A 17,764-nucleotide genomic window follows, 5' to 3' on the forward strand; every position below is an offset into this window, starting at 1 on the left:
GTGTGACAGCGCACACGCACGCCGGGTAGGTTTGGTGAAACTGCAAGTACTACTCACCGGTAGGGGTGCACCATGCCAGCTCCGAGCGCTGCGACCTTCCAGCGTCTTGCCGATCTCGTCGCGATCCCCGACGCCGCCGAGCGGCCCACCCGTCCCGTTGTCGAGGCCTTCACGGGCCGGGAGCTGGCCACCGTGCCGGTCGGCACCGCCGAGGACGCGAAGGCTGCAATCGCCCGGGCCCGCGCCGCACAGGAAGCGTGGGCGAGGCTGCCCGTCTCCGAGCGCGCCGCGATCGTGCACCGCTACCGCGACCTCGTGCTGGCCCGTCGCGCGCAGCTCATGGACATGGCACAGGCCGAGACCGGCAAGTCGCGCAGCTCCGCTCAGGAAGAGGTGCTCGACATCTCGATGACCGCGCGGTTCTACGCGCGCGTAGCGCCGAAGTTGCTGCGCCCGCGCAAGGCCACGGGCATGCTGCCGGTTCTGACGAAGACGACCGTCCTGCATCATCCCAAGGGCGTCGTCGGCGTGATCGCGCCGTGGAACTACCCGATGACGTTGGCGGTGTCGGACGCGATTCCCGCCCTGCTCGCCGGCAACAGCGTGGTGCTCAAGCCCGACAGCCGGACCCCGTACTGTGCACTCGCGGTCGCCGAACTGCTCTACGAGGCGGGTGTGCCGCGCGACGTCTTCGCGGTGGTTCCCGGGCCTGGGCCCGTGGTGGGTAGCGCAATCGCCGAGAACGCCGACTACCTGATGTTCACGGGGTCGTCGGAGACGGGGCGTCTGCTCGCCGAGCAGGCCGGCCGCCGCCTGATCGGATTCTCCGCCGAACTCGGCGGTAAGAATCCCATGATCGTCACCGCGGGTGTGAATCTGCGCGAGGTCACCGATGCCGCAGTGCGGGCGTGCTTCTCCAACTCGGGGCAACTGTGCATCTCGATCGAGCGAATCTACGTCGAGAAGTCCATCGCCCCGGAGTTCATCCGGATGTTCGGGGCGCGGGTGCGCGAGATGTCGCTGGGCCCCGGCTACGACTTCGGCACCGAGATGGGCTGCCTGATCAGCGAGAGCCAGGTCAAGACCGTCACCCGGCATGTCGAGGATGCGGTCGCCAAGGGTGCGACCGTCGTCGCGGGCGGGAACGCCCGACCCGATCTCGGCCCCCTGTTCTTCGAACCGACGGTGCTCACCGACGTGCCCGAGGACGCCGAGTGCTATCGCGACGAGACGTTCGGCCCCGTGGTGTCGATCTACCCGGTCGAGAATGTCGAGGAGGCGATCCGGCAGGCCAACGACACCGAGTACGGACTCAACGCATCGGTGTGGGCCGCGACGAAGGCGCAGGGTGAGGCCATCGCGGCGCGGGTGCGCGCGGGCACCGTGAACGTCGACGAGGGATACGCGCCGGCATGGGGCAGCACCGGTGCGCCGATGGGAGGCATGGGCATCTCCGGAATGGGTCGCCGCCACGGCGCGGAGGGCCTGTACAAATACACCGAGGCACAGACCGTCGCAACGACCAGGCTGCTCGACCTCGACGGTCCCCGCTGGCTCCCGCGGCGCCTGTGGGCGAAGATGCTCGCCCCGCTCGTCAAGTCGATGCAGTGGCTGCCGGGCCGGTAGGGACCGAATCGTTCTTCCGCACGATGGTGGTCGCGAGGGGTTTCTCGACGACGAAACACAGCAGGACCCCCGCGACCATCACGAGTGGTGCGATATAGAGGTAGATCGGCACGAGTGCATCGTTGTAGGCCTCGAGGACCGATTGCCGGAGGGTGTCGGGAAGGCCCTGAACCGTGGCGGGGGTGAGTGACTCGGGCTCGCCGACGCCGGTGCCGGACAGTCCACCGGCGAGACGTGCGGCGAACACGCTGCCGACGACGGCGGAACCGAGGGTCGCCCCGATCTGACGGAAGTAGTTGTTTCCCGCGGTTGCGGTGCCGACTTCCTCGATGGGGAACGAGTTCTGCACGACCAGCACGAGGATCTGCATCGCCGTGCCGAATCCGACTCCGAGCACGGCGAGCCAGCAGCACAGCATCCACAGGGGTGTTTCCGCGTCGAGGGTGGACAGGAGAACCAGGCCGACGGTGACGAGCACCGACCCGACGAGGGGTATCCGTTTGTAGCGACCGGTCCTCGTCACGAATCGTCCCGCCAGCGTCGACGTCACGAACATCGGTCCCATCATGGGGAGCATCAGCAAGCCGGCGGTGGTGGCGCTCTTGCCCGCGACCATCTGGAGGTAGGTGGGCATGTAGGCGGCGACGCCGAAGAGGGCGATGCTGATGAGGAGTCCGGCAGCGGTGACGAGGTCGAAGTTGCGGTCGCGGAACAGATGTAGACCGATCACAGGTTCGTGGGCGCGCCGTTCGACGGCGACGAACAGGACCGCCCCCGCCACAGTTGCGGCGATCAACGCGAGCATGATCGGCGAGGTCCACGGGTACTGCGAACCGCCCCAGGTCGCTACGAGTACGAGAAGCGTTGTGACAACGGACAGTACGGCCATGCCGAGAATGTCGATCCGACGACCGGATCCGGAGACGCGAGGCAGGCGCAGGAAGACCACCGCGGCAACGACGGCGATCGCACCGAGCGGCACGTTGATCCAGAACACCCATCTCCAGCCGGGACCTTCGGTGAACCATCCGCCGAGCAGGGGGCCGGCCACCGACGACACGGCGAAGACGCTGCTCATGATTCCGAGATATCTGCCCCGCTGACGGGCCGGAATGACATCGGCAATGGTGGCCTGGGACAACACCATCAGACCGCCGCCTCCGGCTCCCTGGACGGCCCGGGCGATGATGAGCCACGTGATGTCCCCGGCGAGCGCGCCGAGGACGGACCCGAGGACGAAGATCGTCAATGCGGTGAGCAGCAGTGGCCTGCGGCCGAAGAGATCCCCGAGTTTGCCGTAGACGGGCATCATGATCGTCGAGGCGAGGATGTAGGCGGTTATCACCCACAGCATCCGGTCCACACCGTGGAGTTCGCCGACGATGGTCGGCAGGGCGGGATTCAGAACCGTCTGATTGAGAGACGCGGCCAGCATCGCGAGCATGAGACCTGCGAAGATGAAAGTGACGCGCGGTGTCGTCTGTTCCCCGGCCGCCGATGGCCTTTCGGCCGGATCGTGAGCGTTCACCGCCGTGTGACCTCCCGGAAGAGTGCGCAGGTGCGCTGCAGGACCGACTCGGAATCGGATTCCGTTCTGGCCGGTGCGGTGAGCAGCGGGCGCATCGCGGAGCGCATGAGAGCACCCGCGACCGTGACGATCATGGCGGCGGTGTCCTCGACGGTGCTGTCGTGTCCGAGTGCTCCGTCCACGCGGTGCGTGGTCGCCAACCTGGTGGTGACGAGTTCGGTGGCGACCGCCTCCACATCGTCGATGTGCTGGAAGCGCCTGCGCGCGAGTTCGGGATGCCGATCCATCAGGGCGATGTACTCGTCGTAATCGATCGCACGGCGGTTCGCGCTACGGAACACCGCCAGGAGCAGGAACGCGACCTTCTCGACGAGGTCGTCGGACGGCGCGAAGTCGAACTCGTCGGCGATGCTGTCGTCGATGACGGGGGAGCACAGGCCGAGGACGGCGTCTTCCTTCGACTTGAAGTAGTTGAAGAAGGTTCGCGGTGAGATCTCTGCTCGTTCCGCAATGGTGTCGATGGTGATGTCGGCCAGGCGGGTGTGGTGAGCTGCGGCGTCTGCGGCAGCGAGATGGATCGCCGTCCACGTGCGGGCGCGTTTGCGTTCGCGGTGCGAACTCGTCACCTTCCGAGAGTCCCCGGGCGCAGTTGCAGTCATGAAGTTTTACATTAGCGAAATTTCCGTTTCGCGCAAATCAGGTTTCTGAATCAGAGAGTCAAGTTCTCCACCCGGCCGGTTCCCCGTGGTCCGCATACTGAGCTTCATGTCCTGGCCGGGGATCACGGCGTGGGTGCTGGACCTACCTCTGACCACGCGTGCGGCAGTTGCGGTGCTCGCCGTTCTCGTGGTGTCGGGCCTGATCGTATTGCTCGCGCGCAGGAAGCGGTCGTGGTTCGTCCGTGGCGTCCCCGCTGCGGTGATCGCGGCAATAGTGGTCACCGCCGGCGCGGCACTGCTGGTCGAGAAGGTGTGGAAGCCGTTCCCCGACCGACTGCCGTGGGTGGTGTACGGGTGGGTGGGGGTGGCAGTGCTCGCCGTAGCGCTACTGATCGGACGCTGGTTCGCGCGCCGCCGCGACCGGGCTCGGCCTCTGGCCGCAAGTGGACTCGTTGCGGCCATGCTGGTCGTCGTGATCGCCGCAGCCGGTCGGATCGATGCGGTCTACGGCGCGTATCCGACCGTGCGGGCCGTCCTCGGCATCACCGACTACCGCACCGTATCCCTGGACGACCCCTCTGTCGCGAGCTCGCGGACCCTATCGGTGGCGGAATGGTCGCCACCGGGCAACCTCCCTACGACCGGCGCGGTCACGTCCGTGACGATCCCCGGGGCAGTCTCGGGATTCCGGGCGCGGGAGGCCCGCGTCTACCTTCCGCCTGCATATTTCTCGGATCCGAGACCCGAACTCCCCGTGCTGATCCTGCTCCCCGGACAGCCCGGTGGCCCGGAGGACTGGCTTGTGGGTGGGCGCCTCACGCAGACCATGGATTCCTACGCCGCCGAGCATCGAGGCCTGGCACCGGTCGTCGTGGTCGCGGACGGAACGGGAGGTCAGCTCGACAACCCGCTGTGCGTGGATTCGCGCCTCGGTAATGCGGCCACCTATCTTGCGGTCGACGTGCCGGCCTGGGTGCGGGACCACCTTCAGGTCGACGACGACCCGAAGGCGTGGGCCGTGGGCGGATTGTCGTACGGCGGGACGTGCGCCCTGCAACTCGCGACCACCCGCCCCGACGTCTATCCGACCTTCCTCGACTTCTCGGGGCAGGCCGAACCCACTCTCGGCAACAGGGACGAGACGATTCGCGACGTCTTCGGGGGCGACGCGGAAGCTTTTGCCCGCAACAACCCCGCCGATCTGCTGAGACGCAACCGTTATCCGGATTCCGCGGGCGCTTTCGTGGTGGGGACCGACGATGCCGAATACCGTGCCGGGGTGGAAAGCCTTGCCGCGGCGGCTCGTGACGCGGGCATGGATGTCCATCTCACCGAACTCCCCGGAACACACAACTACGCGCTGTGGGCGGCAGCGCTCGAGAAGGAACTGTCATGGCTCGCTCAACGGCTCGGGCTCGGCAACTGATGTCCCGATCCCGGCCCGGAACCGCGCTCCTCCGTGCGCCGGTCTCGTGCGGGCTGCTCGTGCTGATCTGGTTCCTCGCGGTCGTCACCGGTTCGGTGCGTAGCGGCCCGTCGCACGGCACGGCTTCCCAGATGTCGCTCGGGATTCCGAACATCGCCGACGGCCACCTGTGGACCCTGTGGACCTCGGGACTGTTCGCATCCGGACTCGGTGAATACCTGCTCGGAAGCGCAGCGATCCTCGGCGTAGCGATGCCGGTAGAACGTCGCATAGGCAGTCGCCGATTCGCGATCGCCGCTGTCGTCTCCCAGGGGGTGGGATCCGCGCTGGCGCTACTGGTGGCCCAGGCCGCGTCGCTGGCGCCGAACTTCTGGGGAGCGGAACTGCACAGTCACCTCACAGAGGACCCGCTGGCCTGGGTGCTCGGTACGTTGCTTGCGTCCACCGCCGCGATGCGCACGCTGTGGCGCCGCCGAATCCGTGCCCTGCTGCTGGTGTTCCTGGTGACCGCCGCCCTGTTCGCCGGGCACCTGCAGGACGTGAACCGGGTGACGGTTGCGCTCGCCGGATTGCTCGCCGGGCCTCTGCTGTTCGGTCGCGGTCTGCGCCGTCCGGTGCTCGGTGGCACCATCCGGGAGCGCCGCACCCTCGTCGCGCTGGTCGTCGCGGCGAGTGTACTCGGCCCGATCTTCGCGGCGTTCTCTCCGCACTCGATCGGTCCACTGTCCGCCCTGCGCGAACTATTCGACCAGGTGCCCTACAGTCCCCGGGAACTGGTGGACGTGTGCGCGGATCCGGCATTGCGCGACGAGTGCCGGAAGGGGCAGCAGGCCCTGCGTTTGTCGGGGATCGGGCCGCTCGTGGCCAACCTCCTGCCCTCCCTGGTGTTGTTGATCGGCGCCGAAGGGCTACGGCGCGGACGACGAGCGGGGTGGTTCCTGTCGGTGGCCGGGCACGTCGTTCTCATCGCGGCGGCCGCCGCGAGCACGGTCGCCCGCGTAACCGAACAGGACGAGACCCGTTCGCTGCTCTACGGGGCACACCGCCACAGTTCCGTGTACACCGAACTGGCACCCCTACTCGCGCTGGTCACCGTGCTCGCTGTGCTGGTGGCCACGCGGCGCTTGTTCGACGTCCGAGCCCCGGAGGGAATCTATCGCCGGGTGTGGGCCGGAACCGCGGCCGCTGCCGGCATCGCACTCGTCGTGTACCTGGTGGTGGGCACGCTGGTGGCCGACGGGTTCGACCGCGATCCGGGGGTCGGAACGTTGCTCCGTGACGCACCCCGCCGGCTTCTTCCGCCCGTCTATCTCCAACTTTTCGATCCTCCTGTGATGCCGTTGGATACCGCGGCGACCCTGTTGTTCGAGTGGACCGGTGTGGCGGTCTGGCTCGTCTTCTGCCTTCTCATGCTGCGCAGCTTCCTCGTTCCACCCCTCGGTATCGATCTCGGTGACGAGCAGCGCGTCCGAGCACTCCTGCGTGATCCGGGTGGGGGGTCGCTGTCGTGGATGACCACCTGGGCGGGGAACCGGTACTGGTTCAGCGACGACGGTCGGCATGCCGTGGCGTATCGGGTGTACTCGGGCGTCGCATTGACGACGGCGGATCCGGTCGGCGACCGTGCGACGCGCACCGGGGCGGTCGACGAGTTCGCGCGCTACTGCTTCGGTAACGGTTGGACACCGTGCTTGTACTCGGTGGACGAGAACACCGCCGCGATCGCCGGGGAATATGGCTGGACCTGCCTGCAGGTGGCAGAGGAAACGGTCGTCGACCTCGATGATGTCGCGTTCAAGGGAAAGAAGTTCCAGGACGTGCGCACCGCCCTCAATCGCGCTGCGAAAGAGGGAATCGAGGCGAGATGGACGACCTTCGCCGCCGCGCCGTTGTCGGTGACCGAGCAGATCGTCGACATCTCCGAGGAATGGGTCGCGGACAAGGGGCTACCCGAAATGGGATTCACGCTCGGCGGACTTGCCGAGCTGCGCGACCCGGAGGTCCGCCTGCTGCTCGCGGTCGACGCGGACGAGCACCTGCACGCCGTCACCTCGTGGATGCCGGTCTACCGGGACGGGAAGATCGTCGGCCTGACACTGGATTTCATGCGCCGGCGTTCCGACGGGTTCCGGCCGTCGATAGAATTCCTCATCGCCTCCGCGGCACGCTCCGCCGGAGAAGAGGGACTCGAATTTCTGAGCTTGTCGGGCGCGCCGCTCGCGAGCGCGGACGACACCTCGGGACTCGATCGCGGCGCACTCGATGCTCTGCTCGATCTGCTCGGTCGCACCCTCGAACCGGTCTACGGCTTCCGGTCGTTGCTGGCGTTCAAGGCGAAGTTCCAACCCCGCTACCGGCCGTTGTACATGGTCTTTCCCGACCCTGCGGCACTGCCGGCCATCGGTCTCGCGGTCGGCCGTGCCTATCTCCCGCACATGTCGCTCGAAGAAGGGGGACGGCTGGTCACGCATCTGCTGCGTCGATGACTCCCAGGAGTCGCGCCGAAGCGCCGGCACTCAATCCTCGACCGTGATCTCCGCAGCGTCATCGTAGAAACACACGTATCCCTCGATGACCTCCATGCCCGGGAACGGTTCGGGATACGACCACGCGACGTTGTCGGCCGGCGGTGGGCCGGAGAACGACCAGTACCGCGCCGTGCCCTTGTAGGGGCAGCTCGTCCGCCACTCGGACTCCTCCAGCACCGCGAAATCGACATCCTCGGGTGGGAGGTAGTAGCGGGTGGGAAGGCCCGTCTCGAATACGAGCACGGGATTGCGGGTGTCGCCGACCACGACGTCGTCGATGGTCACTCGCACGTGTCGTGAACTGCGCAGCGCATCGACACGGTGATAGGGATCGCGTGGATGGGTGAACACCTCGGTCTCCTCCTCGAACCATCGTTCGCCCTCGTCGACGGCGTCGCCGGGGCCGGTCTCGCCGTACCGGAACCACTGGAAGACGAGACGATCGTCGAGTCCGTCCACGTCCAACTGGCATACCGCCGAATAGGCCCGCTGATCGCCGACCACGATGTCGTACCACTGCCAGACGTCCTGCCGGGAGCGGCTCGGCGACACGGAGGCCGAGATCAGGTCGAGTCGCACGTCCTCGCGGGGGAAGGCATAGAACGGGACGGGCTTGCCCGGTGCCCACACCAGCACGGCCCGGGTGCTGTCGACCACGGGCCGGCCGAACCACTCACCCCTGATGCGGCGTTCGACGGGTTCGTAGACATAGTCGTCGGTATCCGGCGGCCGACGGAGCACAGCGGTCTTGCGGGCAGGCATATATCGACCGTATCGCGTCGTCCGGACGACGGGACCGAACCCGCCGGGGAGGGCTTCCGAAGCCGGACCCATCCGCCCGCCACCGGGCTCCGAATACAGGACGAGGCGGCGTGAGGTCCGTCACCCGAACCGACCGAGAAGAACCCGATACGCGATCCGCCAGCTCCGGCGACGACCACAGGAGACCGATCATGTCCCCTTCCGACCACCGGCGGAACGAGAACCGGCGTCCGCGTCCACCAGTAGGTTTTCTCCAGTTGTTCATGGAAGCGCGTTCGCGCGCGGAGCAGACGGCTCCGCGGATGCAGAGAGGAAAGGCATGAGGTCCGTGAGTGGTCCCGTCGAATCGGTCGTCGTGGTCGGGGCGGGTCTCGCGGGACTGTCCGCGGCGCTCCATCTGGCCGGAGCCGGTAAACGCGTCGTCGTTCTCGAGCGCGAGAGCACTGTCGGTGGTCGCGTCGGTATGTATCCGGTGTTCGAGGACGGTCGTCACCTCTACGACATCGACAACGGCGCCAGCGTACTGACCATGCCGAATCTGATCGCCGATGCTCTCGCGGCCGTCGGTGAGTCCTTCGACTCGACGACCCCGGCGCTCACCCTGACCCGGCTCTCACCCGGTTACCACGCTCGCTTCGCGGACGGCACCGCCCTGGACGTGTATTCCGATCCGGAGGCGATGACCGAGGAGATCGCCCGGGTGTGCGGACCCGACGAAGCCGACGGATATCGGAGACTGCGCCGGTGGCTCGCCGAGATCTTCGATGCGGAGTTCGACCGGTACATCGACTCGAACTTCGATTCGCCGCTCGACCTCGTGTCGTCGCGCTCGGCGTTGCGCGACACCGCGAACCTCGTCCGGCTCGGCGGTTTCGGCCGTCTCGGATCGCGTGTCGCGTCGTACGTCCGGGACGACCGGCTCCGGCGGATCTTCACCTTCCAGGCGCTCTACGCGGGGACGGCTCCCTCGACAGCCCTCGCGGTCTACGGTGCCATCGCGCACATGGACACCTCGCTCGGCGTGTACTTCCCGTCGGGCGGTATGTCCACCATCTCCGCTGCCATGACGGACGCACTGGTGCGCAACGGCGGGACGGTGCACACCGGGGCCGAGGTGTCCGAACTTCTCGTCGAGGACGGCCGCGCGACCGGTGTGCGGACCGTCGACGGCCGGCACTTCACCGCAGATGCCTTCGTCCTCACTCCGGATCTGCCGGTGGTCGACCGGTGGCTCCTCCGCGCCGGTGTCGTGCCGCGCAAGCGCAGCCGGAACGCCACCGTCGCATCGCCGTCCGCCGTCGTCTTCCACGGCACGGTTCCCATCGACGTGACACGGACCTGGCCGTCGGCCTCGCACCACACCATCGACTTCGGTGCGCAATGGTCGGAGACCTTCGCACGGATCACGGCCCCGCGCGGCCACGGCCGGTTGATGTCGGATCCGTCACTGCTCATCACGCGCCCCGCCATGACCGATCCGTCCTTGCGGGTCGTGCGGGGTGGTGTCGAGTGTGAGCCCGTCTCGGTGCTGGCACCCTGTCCGAATCTCGTTTCCGCACCGCTCGATTGGGACCGCCTCGGCAAGCCGTACATGCGCGAGATCCAGCAGGTCCTCGAACATCGCGGATATCGGAAACTGACGAGTGGCATGCGAGTCGATCATCTCGACACCCCGCAGACCTGGGCCGACAGGGGCATGCTCGCCGGCAGCCCGTTCTCGGCGGCACACCTGTTCCGGCAGACCGGGCCCTTCCGCCGCCCCAATCTCGTGCAAGGCGTCGACAACCTCGTCCTCGCCGGATCCGGTACGACTCCGGGCGTAGGGGTGCCGACCGTACTCATCTCGGGTCGCCTCGCCGCGGAACGCATCTCGGTCGAAGTCACCGGTGACGGCGGGGCGGCGTCGATTCCGGCGGAAGCTGCAGTGGAGGCGGGTGCGATCACTCATGGGTGAACTCGACGGAATCGATCCCGGCCTGCATGAGGCCTACCGGCTGTGTCGTGAACTCAACAGGCGCCACGGCAAGACGTACTTCCTCGCGACCCGCATCTTCCCGGCATCCAAACGCGCCGGGGTGCATGCCCTCTACGGCTTCGCGCGGATGGTCGACGACATCGTCGACGTCGAACCGGTCGATGCGGCGCCGGTCCTCGACGCACTCGAACGCAGACTCACCGAGGCGCTCGGGGGCCGCCCACCGACCTACGACGAGTTCGGCCTCGTATTGCGGGCGCTGGTGGACACCACCGAGCGCTACGACATCCCCCACGAGTACTACTACGCCTTCCTGCGCTCGATGCGGATGGACATTCCCGGCACCGAGTTGTTCCGTTCGCGGTATCGCACCATGGCCGAACTGTCGGAATACATGTACGGCTCGGCTGCCGTCATCGGCCTGCAGATGCTGCCCATTCTGGGAATCGAGACGGAACGCGAGCGGGCAGCCGCACCTGCTGCCGCGCTCGGGGAGGCGTTCCAGCTCACGAACTTCATCCGCGACATGGGGGAAGACCTCGACCGCGACCGGATCTATCTGCCCACCGACGTGCTCGCCGCCTTCGGAGTGGACGAGGACCTGCTGTGGTACTGCCGAAATACGGGACGAGACGACGTGCGGCTCGAGCGTGCTCTGTCCCACCTGATCGCACACACCCGTGCGATCTACCGCGTCGCCGAACCGGGCATCGACCTGCTCGACCCGGCGGTGCGCCCGGCGATGCGGACGGCATTCGTGCTCTACGGCGATATCCTGCGGGCCGTCGAGGACAGCGGCTATCGGGTACTTCACCAGCGGGCCCGTGTGTCGAGACGCAGGCGCCTCTCGGTTGCGGCGCCGCGTCTGGCGTCGGCCGGTTGGACCACGCTGCGCACACGGTCGAGACTGGGAGCACTCACCCCGCTGCAGAGCCGGTGACGCCCGTTCCGGCTGCTGCCGGCGCATACGCACGGAAATGAAATACAGAACAGGACATCACATGGAACAGGTCGTGCTTCTCGACGATGCGGGCCGCGCGGTCGGCATCGAACCGAAGGCAACGGTCCACACCACCGACACCCCGCTGCACCTCGCCTTCTCGTCGTACGTCTTCGATCCCGACGGAAATGTCCTGCTCACCCGCCGTGCGATGGACAAGATCACCTTCCCCGGTGTCCTGACCAACAGCTGCTGCGGTCATCCGGCGCCCGACGAGCTGCTCACCGAAGCCGTGCGCCGCAGGCTGCGCCAGGAGCTCGGGATCGACGTCACCGACATCGAGGTCGTTCTGCCGTCCTTCCGCTACCGGGCGGTGATGGACAACGGCATCGTGGAGAACGAGATCTGCCCGGTCTTCCGGGTGGTGTACGACGGGCCGGCTCCCGTCCCCGATCCGTCGGAAGTGCACGACGCCGAATGGATGGACTGGACGGAGTTCGCAGAGGACGTCGTCGAAGGACGCCGCGAGGTGTCGCTGTGGTGCCGCGAGCAGGTACTCCAACTGCGGCAGCTCGGTCCCGATCCGCTGGCGTGGCCGGTCGCGTCCGTCTCGGCTCTGCCGCACGCCGCACCCGACCGCTCGTAGGGGCGGCAGTCGCCGGGTCGGATCACTAACGTCGTTCTCGTGACCGACGACCCTGCAGTTTTGCTCCGCACGATCGGCGGCATCCTCGCACTCGCCGCGATCTCGACTGCGGTGCTCTGGGCGTTCCGGGTCCCGCACCACTTCGCGCCGGTCGGTGCCATCGCGCGTGGCGCGGTGCAACTCGCGTTCATCAGTGTCGTGCTCTCCGGCGTGATCACCGATGCCCGCTGGGTCGCGGGCGTGCTCGCGGTGATGTTCACCGTCGCATGGTGGACGGCATGCAGGCGAATCGGTGGCGACGCGGGCGTGTGGGCGACGACTGCGGGTGCGATGCTGACCGGCGTTCTCGTCTCGGCCGGAGTCGTCTTCGTGATCGGCGCGGTGGAAGCGACCCCGAGATATGCTCTCGCTCTCGGCGGCATCATCATCGGCAACACGATGACGGTCGCGACCTTGGCCGGCCGCCGGTTCTACGAGACCGTCGACGATCACTGGGCGGAGGTGGAGGGCCGGCTCGCGCTGGGGGCGACCATGCGCCAGGCGACGCTGACCCCGGCACGATTCGCCGTGCACGCAGCGATGATCCCGTCGACGGACCAGACGAGGACGACGGGGCTGGTCACCCTTCCGGGTGCGTTCGTCGGCGCGATCTTCGGCGGGCTGTCACCCCTCGAGGCCGGACGGTTCCAGGTGGTCGTGCTCGCGGCGATCATGGCGACCGGGTCCATCACCTCCGTGCTGACCGCACAGGGGCTCGGCCGCATCCTGCGTTACCGCCCGGTCGTGACCACATGAGACGTGAGGCTGCGATTCGAGTGAGCCCTGGAGTATGAGTGGACACAGCCGCTGCCGAAGGAAAGGGCGCCGATGCTGCTCGTAGCCAACCGGGGTGAGATCGCGTTGCGCATCATCCGCACGGCGGGAGATCTCGGACTCGACACCGTCGCCGTCCACGCCGCGGACGACGCCGACAATCCGCACGTCCGCGCGGCCACGCGATACGAGGCTCTTCCGGGTTCCGGCCCGGCGGCCTACCTCGATCCCGCCGCGATCATCCGCGTCGCCCGCGCGACCGGGTGCACGCTCGTGCATCCGGGCTACGGATTCCTGAGCGAGAACCCGGACTTCGCACAGGCCTGCGCCGAAGCCGGACTCACCTTCGTCGGACCTTCTCCGCAGGCGCTGCGGGTTCTCGGCGACAAGCAGGCCACCCGGCAGGTGGCGGAAGAACTCGGCATCCCGGTTGCGGACGCCACTGGGGTGAGCGACCCGGAGACAGTGCGTTCCTTCCTGCACGAACATTCCCGCGGGATCGTCGTCAAAGCGCTTGCGGGCGGGGGTGGTCGCGGCATGCGGGTGGTCCGCGACGCCGGCGATCTCGAGGAGGCCTGCAGGCTCGCGGCGGCGGAAGCGCGAGCGGCCTTCGGTGACGACGGGTTGTACGCCGAGGCGCTCGTCGAACGTGCCCGGCACATCGAGGTGCAGGTCGTGGCTGCGGAGTCGGATGCCGGCACCCGGGCGGTAGCGCTGGGTGACCGCGACTGCAGTGTGCAGCGCCGCCATCAGAAACTGGTGGAAATCGCGCCGGCACCGGACCTTCCCGACTCCCTGCGGCGGGATCTGCATGCTGCTGCCGTCCGCGCGATCGGCACGATCCGCTGTCACGGGCTCTCGACGGTCGAGTTTCTCGTGTACGATGGCGGTTACGTGCTTCTCGAGGTCAATCCTCGAATCCAGGTGGAGCACACCGTCACCGAGGAGGTGACAGGTGTCGACCTCGTGGCGACGCAACTTGCGGTGGCTCGCGGGGCGAAATTCGAGGAACTCGCCCTCCCCGCGGGTATCACGTTCACAGGCGGTGACCTCGAAGGGCATCCCGCTGTCCCGTCCGGGGTGGCGCTGCAGGTGCGCGTCAATGCCGAGAGGCCGCGTGCCGACGGGTTCGCTGCGCCCGCCACCGGTACGCTCACCACGTTCACGCCACCCACGGGCCCGGGCGTCCGCGTCGACACCCACGGCCGGCCCGGTCTCGAGGTGACCGCCCGTTACGATTCGCTGCTCGCGAAGGTCGTCGCATATGTGCGCTCCGGTGATCGCGCAGCCGTCCTGCGCAAGGCTTCGACCGCCCTCGGGGAGTTCGTCGTCGAAGGTATCGACACCAACCGCGACCTTCTTCGGAAGATACTCGACGACAAGGATTTCCGCTCCGGTGACATCAATACGGCCTGGCTGGAGGAAAGGCTCGCCGATTTCGTCGACGCCGAACCGGATGTCCCGGTGGAGGAGGTGGATCTGCTCCCGGACGAGCGGGTGATCCGCACCGAGATGGTCGGCACGGTCGTGGAGGTCGCTCGCGAGGGTGACACGGTCGTGGCCGGCGGCCCGATCGCCGTGCTCGACGCGATGAAGATGCAGCACGAGATCCGGGCACCTGCACGCGCGGTGATCGCGCGGGTGCTCGTCCGGCCGGGCCGGACGGTGGCCCCGGGCACTGTCCTCGCGGTGGTCCGTATCCCGGACGCGACCGACGCGACGAGTGGTGCGGCCACGATCGGCGCCGCAACGCCGTTCGATCTCGACACCGAGCGCGCCGACCTCGACGAGATCCGTCGCCGACACGAGGTCACCACCGACGCAGCGCGGCCGGAGACCATGGCGAAACGGCATCGGCTGGGAAGACGTACGGCGAGAGAGAACATCGACGATCTCGTCGACGACGGGACGTTCGTCGAGTACGGACCCCTGGTGCTGGCGGCGCAACGCGGACGGCGCAGCGAAGAGGACCTCGTCGCAAACACTCCTGCGGACGGCCTGGTGGGCGGAACGGCCCGGATCGGTGGCGCCGAAGTCGTCGTGATGTCCTACGACTACACGGTTCTCGCGGGAACCCAAGGGCGGAACAACCACCGCAAGACCGATCGGTTGCTCGAACTCGCGGCCCGGCGGCGAGTGCCGGTCGTGCTGTTCGCCGAGGGCGGTGGTGGACGCCCCGGAGACGTCGACGCCGGGCCCGGTGCGGGTCTCGAACTGCCCACTTTCCGCTCGATGGCGTCCCTGCGCGGACGCGTGCCCACTGTCGCGATCGTCTCCGGACGGTGTTTCGCGGGCAACGCCGCACTCGCCGGGGTGTGCGATGTGCTCATCGCGACGCCCGATGCCAACATCGGTATGGGTGGTCCCGCGATGATCGAGGGCGGAGGTCTCGGGGTGTACCGCCCCGAGGACATCGGGCCGATCGACGTGCAGCGCCGCAACGGCGTGGTGCACCTCGCCGCCCGCGACGAACCGCACGCCGTGGATCTCGCTCGCCGGTATCTCGCCTATTTCACCGTGAGGGAGGAGGACTGGCAGGTACCCGACCCGCGGCTCGCGCGACATGTAGTGCCCGAGAACAGGACCCGAGCGTACGATGTGCGGGATGCGATCGACGCGATCGCGGATGTGGGTTCGGTCCTCGAACTGCGGCCCGAATACGGCGGCGGGATGGTCACGGCCCTGATGCGGGTGGAAGGCGTCACCCTCGGCGTACTCGCCAACAGCAGCGTGCATCTCGGCGGAGCGATCGATGCGCAGGCCGCCGACAAGGCCGCGGATTTTCTCGAACTGTGCGAGTCACATCGGCTTCCCGTGTTGAGCCTGTGCGACACACCGGGTTTCATGGTCGGTCCGGAATCGGAGGAAGAGGCCACCGTGCGCCGCTTCGGACGCTTCTTCGTCGCCGGTGCGCGCCTGACCGTCCCCTTCGGGACGATCATTCTCCGCAAGGGTTACGGGCTCGGTGCGATGGCGATGGCCGGTGGGTCCTTCCACGCTCCCGAATTCACCATCGCATGGCCGACCGGAGAGATCGGTGGGATGGGGCTCGAGGGGGCGGTGCGGCTCGGTTTCCGCAAGGAACTCGACAAAGCTGAGACAGACCGGGCGCGCGAGGAGTTGTTCGAACAGCTCGTCGCGCTCGCCTACCGGCAGGGCAGAGCGTTGCAGGCGGCCACGAATTTCGAGCTCGACGACGTCGTCGATCCGGCCGACAGCCGCAGCTGGATCGCACGACTGGTGCAGCAGCGATGAAGGCGGGTATCCCACACTCATGGTGACCTATCCCGGCGCGCAGCGGTTCGTACCCGACAGCCGCCGCCTCGCAGAACTCGCCGCCGCATCCACGGGGTGCCGGGGATGCGATCTCTACAAGGCGGCCGAACGCACCGTCTTCGGTGGGGGAGCGCACGACGCGCGCATGCTGCTCGTCGGTGAACAACCCGGCAACGAGGAGGATCTGGCGGGAGAACCGTTCGTCGGGCCGGCCGGTCATCTGCTCGACAAGGCCCTCGAACGCGCGGGGATCGACCGTGGGAGGGTGTACGTGACCAATGCCGTCAAGCACTTCCGATTCGAGCGGTCGGCCAACGGCCGCAGGCGAATCCACAAGAAGCCATCGGGTGGCCAGGTCGCCGCGTGCCGGCCGTGGCTCGAGGCCGAACTCGCCGCCGTGCGTCCCGAAGTGGTGGTGTGCCTCGGTGCCACGGCCGCGCAGTCGCTGTTCGGCAAGGATTTCAAGCTCACGGAGAACCGGGGTGAGGTGCTGCACCTGCCCGGCGAGCCGGGAGACTCGTGCGACCCCGCGGTGGTCGTCACCGTCCATCCCTCGGCGGTGTTGCGAGCCAGATCGCAGCGTGACGACATGTTCCGCTCGTTCGTGCAGGATCTGGAACGCGCCGCACGCCTGTGACGACTCATCCGGTCGTGGCGAGTCCCGCCGCGAGTCCGAGAGCGACCGATATCGCGCACACCTCGAGGATGGCGTTACGCAGCGACTCCTCTTCCGGGGTCCGATGCGCCGCGGCGGCGGGAACCCAGTTCCGCCGCCAGTTCCATGCGAGCACCAGTAATGAACCCAGCACGATCGCCTTCGCGAGAACGATGCGCCCGTAACCCGTGTCCAGCAGTGCGGAGATCGATCCGAGACGTACCGCCGCGTCCACGACACCTGTCACCACCAGCGCCGCCACGCACCGCAGGGACAGATGCGAATAGCGCGGAAGCAGCTCTGCCCATGCCCCACGTCCCCGGACGGTCACGGCCAGCGCCACGAGCACCCCGAACCACACCGCCGCCGCGAGCACGTGCACCGCGTTGAACAGCGACCCGAGCGGCTGCTGCGCCATGTGGCCGGTCACCGGGCGGGCGATCAACGCCAGCGCCGCCGCGAGGAGCACCGGCAGGGTCGACCACGACGCCGATCGCCGGTATGCCACCACTGCGATCAGCGTGCTCGCCGCGACGCACGACCATGCCGCCGCATCCACCCGTCCGGTGGTGGTGACGATGTACTCCCCGAACCGTCCCACCTCCAGTTCGGCGGCCGGCACGTCGAATGCCGTGGACGCGGCCCACGCGAGGTCGATGCTCGCGAGCACCAGCCAGATTCCGCCGAACGCCGCGACAGCCCGCCACAGGGTGCCCGGGGTGACCGCGGGCCGACGCTGCCGCTGCACCATCGTCGCGAGTACCGCGAGTCCGAGCACGGTGGAACCGACACACAGGCCCAAGGCCCGCACCGAACTCGACGGGGCCGGCAGAGCAAGGGAACTCGCGACGGCGATGCCCGCGACGGCTCCGAAGGCCACGCCGGCAGCGGCCACGACGAGCCACTGCCGACGCTCCGGGATCATGCGGG

At 67.7% G+C, this 17,764-nt stretch carries 13 protein-coding genes; 9 read left to right on the forward strand and 4 right to left on the reverse strand.

Annotated elements, in window-relative coordinates; translation table 11 throughout:
* Positions 1–72: 72 nt before the first annotated feature.
* Positions 73–1,626 carry a succinic semialdehyde dehydrogenase gene (locus ABZ789_RS04960; RefSeq protein ID WP_358419789.1) on the forward strand — a complete coding sequence of 518 codons (1,554 nt, stop codon included), beginning with the start codon at positions 73–75 and terminating at the stop codon, positions 1,624–1,626.
* On the opposite strand, the gene ABZ789_RS04965 is transcribed toward ABZ789_RS04960, so the two are convergent.
* Both ABZ789_RS04965 and ABZ789_RS04970 read right to left on the reverse strand, forming a co-directional pair.
* Positions 1,595–3,154, reverse strand: a complete 1,560-nt coding sequence (locus tag ABZ789_RS04965; protein WP_358419792.1) for an MDR family MFS transporter — start codon at positions 3,152–3,154, stop codon at positions 1,595–1,597. The genes ABZ789_RS04960 and ABZ789_RS04965 overlap by 32 nt on opposite strands.
* Positions 3,151–3,780, reverse strand: coding sequence for a TetR/AcrR family transcriptional regulator (locus ABZ789_RS04970; protein ID WP_358419795.1), 630 nt, complete (start codon positions 3,778–3,780; stop codon positions 3,151–3,153). Before ABZ789_RS04970 ends, ABZ789_RS04965 begins: the two co-directional genes overlap by 4 nt.
* A 139-nt stretch (positions 3,781–3,919) precedes the next feature.
* Here ABZ789_RS04970 and ABZ789_RS04975 point away from each other — a divergent pair, with 139 nt between their 5' ends.
* Entirely contained in the window at positions 3,920–5,239 is a 1,320-nt protein-coding gene (locus tag ABZ789_RS04975) for an alpha/beta hydrolase-fold protein (protein ID WP_358419798.1), read from the forward strand.
* Positions 5,206–7,725 (forward strand): DUF2156 domain-containing protein, encoded by a 2,520-nt coding sequence (locus tag ABZ789_RS04980; protein WP_358419801.1) that lies wholly within the window; start codon positions 5,206–5,208, stop codon positions 7,723–7,725. Before ABZ789_RS04975 ends, ABZ789_RS04980 begins: the two co-directional genes overlap by 34 nt.
* 30 nt (positions 7,726–7,755) lie before the next feature.
* Here ABZ789_RS04980 and ABZ789_RS04985 read toward each other — a convergent pair whose 3' ends face one another.
* Positions 7,756–8,529 carry a DUF427 domain-containing protein gene (locus ABZ789_RS04985; RefSeq protein WP_358419804.1) on the reverse strand — a complete coding sequence of 258 codons (774 nt, stop codon included), beginning with the start codon at positions 8,527–8,529 and terminating at the stop codon, positions 7,756–7,758.
* A 319-nt stretch (positions 8,530–8,848) separates the two neighbouring features.
* On the opposite strand from ABZ789_RS04985, the gene crtI reads away from it, so the two are divergent.
* The 6 genes from crtI to ABZ789_RS05015 all read left to right on the forward strand — a co-directional run bounded on the left by crtI (position 8,849) and on the right by ABZ789_RS05015 (position 16,816).
* Complete coding sequence (gene crtI, locus ABZ789_RS04990; RefSeq protein WP_358419807.1) at positions 8,849–10,483, forward strand: phytoene desaturase family protein; 1,635 nt, start codon at positions 8,849–8,851, stop codon at positions 10,481–10,483.
* Positions 10,476–11,444, forward strand: coding sequence for a phytoene/squalene synthase family protein (locus ABZ789_RS04995; RefSeq protein ID WP_358419810.1), 969 nt, complete (start codon positions 10,476–10,478; stop codon positions 11,442–11,444). The genes crtI and ABZ789_RS04995 overlap by 8 nt, the downstream gene beginning before the upstream one ends.
* A 61-nt stretch (positions 11,445–11,505) precedes the next feature.
* The gene (gene idi / locus ABZ789_RS05000; RefSeq protein ID WP_358419813.1) at positions 11,506–12,090 is read left to right on the forward strand and encodes an isopentenyl-diphosphate Delta-isomerase; all 585 of its coding nucleotides are present in this window, start codon (positions 11,506–11,508) and stop codon (positions 12,088–12,090) included.
* 39 nt (positions 12,091–12,129) lie between these two features.
* The gene (locus ABZ789_RS05005) at positions 12,130–12,885 is read left to right on the forward strand and encodes an ABC transporter permease (protein WP_358419816.1); all 756 of its coding nucleotides are present in this window, start codon (positions 12,130–12,132) and stop codon (positions 12,883–12,885) included.
* Positions 12,886–12,957: 72 nt separating this feature from the next.
* Positions 12,958–16,158: a carboxyl transferase domain-containing protein gene (locus ABZ789_RS05010; protein WP_358419819.1), complete on the forward strand. Its 3,201-nt coding sequence runs from the start codon at positions 12,958–12,960 to the stop codon at positions 16,156–16,158.
* 19 nt (positions 16,159–16,177) lie between these two features.
* Positions 16,178–16,816 (forward strand): UdgX family uracil-DNA binding protein, encoded by a 639-nt coding sequence (locus tag ABZ789_RS05015; RefSeq protein ID WP_358419822.1) that lies wholly within the window; start codon positions 16,178–16,180, stop codon positions 16,814–16,816.
* A 4-nt stretch (positions 16,817–16,820) separates the two neighbouring features.
* Here ABZ789_RS05015 and ABZ789_RS05020 read toward each other — a convergent pair whose 3' ends face one another.
* On the reverse strand, positions 16,821–17,759 hold the full coding sequence (locus ABZ789_RS05020) for a CopD family protein (protein ID WP_358419825.1): 939 nt from the start codon (positions 17,757–17,759) through the stop codon (positions 16,821–16,823).
* Positions 17,760–17,764: the final 5 nt, after the last annotated feature.

The sequence above is a fragment of the Rhodococcus sp. NPDC047139 genome (assembly GCF_040643435.1).
In the GTDB taxonomy this organism is placed as follows: Bacteria; Actinomycetota; Actinomycetes; order Mycobacteriales; family Mycobacteriaceae; genus Rhodococcus.